Origin of the sequence: Halapricum hydrolyticum, from assembly GCF_025517535.1 — an archaeon.
In the GTDB taxonomy this organism is placed as follows: Archaea; Halobacteriota; Halobacteria; order Halobacteriales; family Haloarculaceae; genus Halapricum; species Halapricum hydrolyticum.
This window is the reverse complement of sequence record NZ_JAOPKC010000050.1, coordinates 1-1,277: the sequence shown is the minus strand read 5'-3', so window position 1 is coordinate 1,277 and position 1,277 is coordinate 1. Positions and strand designations below refer to the sequence as shown.

Genomic DNA, 1,277 nt, shown 5'->3' with positions numbered 1-1,277 from the left:
CTCAGCTTTGCACGTTAGCGTCAGCTGTTGAATGAACGAACAGGTGATCGATTTCTTCCATCAGGTCATCGACGCCACGATCATTATTGTCCCGAACCCACGAGAGAAGGTTGTAGACGGCTTCTTTCAGGGAGTGTTCAAGGTTCGCTCGAAGCGATGACGCCTTCGAGCGAACCGCCCCCAAGGCGCTCGAATCGGGATCAAGACGAACGAGACTGTAGGCAGCCATCAGAAGGTGCCAGTGCCGACTGGCACCTTCGTCGGTCTGCATCTCGCAGTCTCCAAAGCCGAGATCCTGCTTCGAGTCCTCGAAGAACGTCTCGATACGCCACCGCATTCCGTAGGAGCGAATCACGTGTTCGGTCGGTGCGTCGATTTTGTTCGTGGCGAGGTACTTGACCGGATTCTTCTCGTCTTCGTCGGTTTCTTTCTCTGCAATGACCAGCTTCACGTCTCCCAGTTGGGAGACGGGAAGCTTCTTCGTCCAGATGTGGTAGGTGTCGTCATCGATATTGCGCTCAACTGTGTCGATGCGCTCTGCCAGCGCATCGACGCGAATCTCTTCACCGGCGTAGGTCACTTGTCGGTTGCTCCGGAGCGGGCCGATCCAGTCCTTGCCGTAGGATTCGATCTGTTCTGGAAGGTCAGAATCATGGGCGAACCACGAGTCAAAGAGGTAGGTGTCCGCAGGTACACCTACCTCTTCTTCGAGTTCGGTGACGATATCGCGGGCGAGATCGTACTTGGTGTCGTGGTCTTGGTCATCTTCGTCCTGTTTTTCGTAGAGGCGGAAGGTGAGCGGATAGGCCGTTTTGTCGTCAGCGTAGAAGGCGTAGATGAGGTCTTGTCCCCAGACAGTGTCGCCTTCAGCGTGATCGTAGAAGTGTCCGACGCCGGGGACTTCGTCCCCGGCTTTCTCGGTGATGGTGTCGTCGAGGATGATGTAGCCATCCTTCGACCAGCGTGTTTCACCGTGTTTCTGGAGTTCCTCAAGACGTTCGTGGTTGAACTGCTGTTCGTCCCAGTCGTACTCGGTAAGGAATTTGTTGAGGGCGCGTTTACTGTTGGCTGGAATGACTTCGCGTGCGATACCAGCCACGGTCTTGTTGCTGGCCGCAACAAGACCCGTGGCGTAGGTTTTGGCGTGGCGACGTTGTGCTGGTGACAGCGATTCGAACTTGTCGAACACGCGCGTGCACGACAGAAAGTCCGTAATCGGCATCATCTGTCCTTGCTACCGCCTACGTCACGCTCCTACTTCAACGTGCAAAGCTGAG

General features: G+C 55.6%; 1 protein-coding gene. It reads right to left on the bottom strand.

Annotation, left to right across the window (positions count from 1 at the left end; genetic code table 11):
* Position 1: 1 nt before the first annotated feature.
* Positions 2 to 1,225, bottom strand: coding sequence for an IS701 family transposase (locus OB916_RS16905; protein ID WP_315910468.1), 1,224 nt, complete (start codon positions 1,223 to 1,225; stop codon positions 2 to 4).
* Positions 1,226 to 1,277 lie beyond the last annotated feature (52 nt).

What these genes read in the sequence shown, in the direction of transcription:
- OB916_RS16905 (WP_315910468.1), bottom strand. Translation starts at nt 1,225, where the DNA reads ATGATGCCGATTACGGACTTTCTGTCGTGCACGCGCGTGTTCGACAAG.